Below are 4,447 nucleotides of genomic sequence, written 5' to 3' on the forward strand. Positions count from 1 at the left end.
CCCACAGGTACTGCACAGGGCTTGAAATTTATGCGGTAGCTGGTTTGCCTGCGAAGCGGCCTCAGCGGGTAGAATGCCGCTTTTGCCAGCCTGCGACCTGTCATGACATCCCCAATCGCCACCCTCGAGCAACACCTGCTCGCCGCCCTCGACCCTGCACCGCAGGAAACCCGCCGCCTGTTCCACGGCCGCGGCCGCTGCTGGGCGGGCCTGGAGCAGATCACGGTCGATTGGCTGCAGGGGGTGCTGTCGGTCGCCCTGTTCCGCGAACCGCCCGAAGGCCAGCTAGCCGAGCTGGAGACGATGCTGCGCAACCTGGCCGAGCGCCCACTGTGGACCGGCCAGGCCATCATCATCCAGCACCGCTACCTGCCTGACAGCCCGGGCCAGTGGTTGCTGGGCGAACCCTGCCAGCAACGCGAAGTGATCGAGGACGGCCTGACCTACCTGCTGGACCTGGGCGTGCGGCAGAACAACGGTCTGTTCCTCGATATGCGCTATGGCCGCCGCTGGGTGCGTGAGCAGGCGGCGGGCAAGCGGGTACTGAACCTGTTCGCCTACACCTGCGGCTTTTCGGTGGCAGCGGTGGCCGGTGGGGCCGAGCAGGTGGTGAACCTGGACATGGCCAAATCGGCCCTGGCGCGCGGCCGGGACAACCACCGCCTCAATGGTCACGACGCCTCGCGGGTAGCCTACCTGGGGCATGAGCTGTTCAAGTCCTGGGGCAAGGTACGCAAGTACGGCCCTTATGACCTGATCATCATCGACCCGCCGACCTTCCAGCGCGGCAGCTTCGTGCTGACTCAGGATTACGCGAAGATCCTGCGACGTTTGCCGGAGTTGTTGAGCGCGGGTGGGACGGTGCTGGCCTGTGTGAACGACCCAGGGATCGGGCCGGAGTTTTTGATTGAGGGGATGGCCGAGCAGGCGCCCTCGCTGGGGTTTGTCGAGCGGCTGGAGAACCCGCCGGAGTTTCCGGATGTGGACCCGGCGGGCGGGCTCAAGGCTTTGGTATTCCGCCAGGTGTGATGTTGCTTGTGGCGGCCCATTCGCGGGCTTGCCCGCTCCCACAGGTACTCCACAGCATTAGGATGTGTGGTGATCCTGTGGGAGCGGGCAAGCCCGCGAAGAGGCCGGTAGTGGCAACGTCAAGCCCCCAGAGCCTGCACCGGCAGCGGATAGACCTGGGCAAAACTCACATTCTCAGTCTGGTCCACCCGCTTCTTCAGCCGTTCGTTGAACGCCCGGCTCACCGCATACTGCCCACCGGAAATGGTCCGGAACTGCGCCGTCAGGACAAACCCGTTCAAGTCCATGCGGTCCACACCGAAGACCTGCAGCGGCCCCTGCAAGTTGATGCGCAGCAGGGGGTCTTCGCTGATCGACTGGCCCACCTCATGAATCAGCGCCAGTGACGCGTCCACATCACTGTCATAGGTGAACTGTACCGAAAAGAACGCATAGGCAAACTGCCGTGACTGGTTGGTCACCGCCTTGATCTGGCCAAACGGCACCGAATGCACGAAGCCCTTGCCATCGCGCAGGCGCAGGGTGCGGATGGTCAGGCTTTCTACGGTTCCGGCATGGCCGGAGTCCAGCACTACCCAGTCGCCGATGGAAATGGTGTCTTCGATCAGGATGAACAACCCGGTAATCACATCCTGGACCAGTTGCTGCGAGCCGAAGCCGATGGCCAGGCCGATCACCCCGGCACCGGCCAGCAGCGGCGCTACGTTGATGCCCAGGTTGGCCATGGTGGTGATGGTGCAGATCACGATCAGAATCACTTTGATGGCGTTGCGCAGCATCGGCAGAATGGTCCGCACCCGCGTGCTTGGCTGGCGCGCATTGCGGCGCCCGGCAGCTGGCTTGAGCGCTTCCTGGATCGCCGTATCGAGCACCACCCACAGCAGCCAGGTGACCAACAGGATCAGGCCGATGCTCGACAGCGAGTTGCTGATCGCCTGGCCCAGGCGGTTGCTGAGGGCAAAGTCGATCACCGAGAACCCCCAGATGCGCCCCAGCAGCTCGATGAAGGCCACTGCCATGGCAATGCGCAGCAGGGCGTGGGCGAGGCTGCGCAGCAGTTCCTTGTAGGGCCGCACCCGCTGCGCCGGGTCGCTTTCGCGGGGGGCCAGCAAGTGTTGCAGCAAGGTGCTGAGGAACAGCGTCGAGACCAATAGCACGGTGGTCAGCAGCGCGTTCTGCAGGGCTTTCTGGCTTTCGGCACCGGCACCTACCAGGTTGACTGCCGAGACCAGGATCATCAGCAGAATTGGCAGGTACCACAGTGTCGAGAAAATGCGCAGGGTTTCCTGCACGGCGCGGTGTTGTACCCGGTCCTTGTACGCGCGGTTGCGGATCAAGTGGGCGACCGGGCGCCGCAGGCGGATCACCAGGCTGGCGAAGATGAAGGTGGCAGTCAGGCCGGTGACCACCGCGACGCTGGCGGTGATGTTGCCGCCAAGCTGGCGGGCGATCTGCGGGCTGGTCAGAGCGTCGCTCCAGGCGGCAAGGAAGCCGATGAGGAACAGCGGCCGTGGTGCCAGGCGCTTGATCACCGCCACGGCGCGGCGTTTATGGCCAGCGTCGAACAGGGTGATCAGGCAGAGGATGATCGACGTCGAGAACAGCCCGCTGCTGGTCGCATAGGCCAGGCTCAGGCCAAGCGCGCGTGCCACGGAGGGGTCGAGGAAGCGGCTCACATAGAGCGTCACGGGCAGGCTGGCCAGGGCTGGCAAGGTGTAGGGCAACAGGTACCCCAGCAGGCCACTGACGCGTTTGTGCTCGCGCAGCCAAGGGCGGCGCGACACCCGTTTGGCGACCCAGCGCCCACCACCGCCAAGCAGGCCGAACGCGGCCCCCCAGGTGAGGGTCAGGAGCAGGAAGTTGCCCGCCAGGTGCAGTGAGTCACTGGCCGAATGGCGGTCGACCAGGCGCTCCACTTCCTGGGCGGCGCGGTCGGTGCGCAGGCGCCAAGCGTCAACCAGGTGGGCGTCGAGGTCCATCTGCCTGGCAGCGCTGTCCAGGCCATCGGCCAGGGCGCCCAGCAGGCCGCCTTGCAAGACTGGCTCGGGTTCGGCGGGTTGGTCCTCGCTGGGGGCGGGGTCGGCAGCCAGCAGGTGAGTGCTCAACAGGCAGCCGAGCAGCAGGGTCGAGAGGAAACGCAGCACTGGAGTACTCCTTGGGCCGGGGTGAGCGGGGCAGGGTTACTCAGGGAACTGAGGCTGGAGGGGTGAGAAAGTTCGATTTGGGTGTGTTGTCCGGCCAGGCCTATTCGCGGCTTTAGCCGCGAACTGGCCTGGCCTGAGTGAATCGATTACTGCTTGTCGGTATAGATCTGGTCGAACACGCCACCGTCGTTGAAGTGGGTCTTCTGCACGGTGCGCCAGTCACCAAAGGTCTTTTCCACCGACAGGAAGTCGACTTTTGGGAAGCGGTCGGTGTACTTGGCCAGCACGGTTGCATCGCGTGGGCGCAGGTAGTTGTTGGCGGCAATCTCCTGCGCCTCTGGCGACCACAGGTACTTGAGGTATTCCTCGGCCACGGCCTGGGTGCCTTTCCTGGCCACCACCTTGTCGACCACACTCACCGGTGGCTCGGCCTCGGCCGACACGCTCGGGTAGACCACCTCGAACTGGTCGCGGCCAAACTCGCGGGCGATCATTTCGGCTTCGTTTTCGAAGGTCACCAGCACGTCGCCGATCTGGTTGGTCATGAACGTGGTGGTCGCGGCCCGGCCGCCGGTATCCAGCACCGGGGCCTGTTTGAACAGCTTGCCAACGAAGTCCTTGGCCTTGGCTTCGTCACCGCCCTGCTTGAGCACGTAGCCCCAGGCCGACAGGTACGTGTAGCGGCCATTGCCCGAGGTTTTCGGGTTGGGCACGATCACCTGCACGCCGTCCTTCAGCAGGTCGGGCCAGTCTTTCAGCGCTTTAGGGTTGCCCTTGCGCACGATGAAGACGGTGGCCGAGGTGAACGGCGCGCTGTTGTTCGGCAGTCGGGTCACCCAGTTGTCCGGCACCAGCTTGCCATTGTCGACCAGGGCGTTGATGTCGGTGGCCATGTTCATGGTGATCACATCGGCCGGCAGGCCATCGATCACCGCACGCGCCTGCTTGCTGGAGCCGCCGAAGGACATTTGCACGTTGACCTTCTCGTTGTGCTCGGCCTGCCAGTGTTTCTGGAAGGCTGGGTTGTAGTCCTTGTAGAAGTCGCGCATCACGTCGTAGGAAACGTTGAGCAGGGTAGGGGCGGCCTGGGCGATGTTGCCCAAGGCCAGGCCTGCGGCGAGCAGCGAGGCGGTGAAGAGTCTTTTCACGTTGCTTCCTTGTTCTTGAAGGTTTTTGGGGCAGATTGCCAGCGACTATAGCGGGTGGATTTGTGCGGGTTAAAGAACAAAAACGACTTTGGTTATTCCGCTGCCTGTACTGGCCCTATCGCCGGC

Annotated in this window: 3 protein-coding genes; 1 reads left to right on the forward strand and 2 read right to left on the reverse strand. The window is 63.9% G+C overall.

Features of this window, described 5'->3' with window-relative positions:
• Positions 1–102: 102 nt before the first annotated feature.
• Entirely contained in the window at positions 103–1,029 is a 927-nt protein-coding gene (locus G1E_RS26895) for a class I SAM-dependent methyltransferase (protein WP_009682684.1), read from the forward strand.
• A gap of 119 nt (positions 1,030–1,148) precedes the next feature.
• On the opposite strand, the gene G1E_RS26900 is transcribed toward G1E_RS26895, so the two are convergent.
• Together G1E_RS26900 and G1E_RS26905 are read right to left on the reverse strand one after the other, a co-directional pair.
• Positions 1,149–3,173, reverse strand: coding sequence for a mechanosensitive ion channel family protein (locus tag G1E_RS26900; protein ID WP_009682683.1), 2,025 nt, complete (start codon positions 3,171–3,173; stop codon positions 1,149–1,151).
• A gap of 146 nt (positions 3,174–3,319) precedes the next feature.
• Positions 3,320–4,321, reverse strand: a complete 1,002-nt coding sequence (locus tag G1E_RS26905; RefSeq protein ID WP_009682682.1) for a sulfate ABC transporter substrate-binding protein — start codon at positions 4,319–4,321, stop codon at positions 3,320–3,322.
• Positions 4,322–4,447 lie beyond the last annotated feature (126 nt).

Origin of the sequence: Pseudomonas sp. TJI-51 (assembly GCF_000190455.2) — a bacterium.
Lineage (GTDB): Bacteria > Pseudomonadota > Gammaproteobacteria > Pseudomonadales > Pseudomonadaceae > Aquipseudomonas > Aquipseudomonas juntendi.

Bases quoted from the DNA above. Each gene is read 5' to 3' on its own strand.
- G1E_RS26895 (WP_009682684.1), top strand. From the start codon at position 103: ATGACATCCCCAATCGCCACCCTCGAGCAACACCTGCTCGCCGCCCTC.